Consider the following 306-nt stretch of genomic DNA (forward strand, 5'->3'; position numbering starts at 1 on the left):
AAACCGCAGAACGGGTACGACTCCGGCACGCAGGCCAACGACCTCATCGCGCTGATGGATGCGCTCGGCCACAAGCGCTTCGCGATGATCGGCTTCGACACGGGCATGGGAATCGGCTATGCTCTCGCTGCGGATCATCCGGATCGCGTGGAGCGCCTCGTCGTCGGCGAGGCCATCATCGCGGGCGTCACTCCTTCACCACCCCTGATTGTCCCCGGACCGCTCAACAAGCGACTCTGGCACATTGCATTCAACCGGCTGGATGGCGACGTAAATGAGCGTCTCGTTCGGGGGCGCGAAGACATC

At 63.1% G+C, this 306-nt stretch carries 1 protein-coding gene; it reads left to right on the top strand.

Going from position 1 to position 306, the window contains the following annotated elements; all coding sequences use genetic code 11:
* Positions 1–306: alpha/beta fold hydrolase (locus tag NMG80_RS04115; RefSeq protein WP_254016958.1), on the top strand; the 306-nt coding region annotated here is incomplete at both ends.

It is taken from the genome of Mesorhizobium escarrei (genome assembly GCF_935825525.1).
Taxonomy (GTDB): domain Bacteria; phylum Pseudomonadota; class Alphaproteobacteria; order Rhizobiales; family Rhizobiaceae; genus Mesorhizobium; species Mesorhizobium escarrei.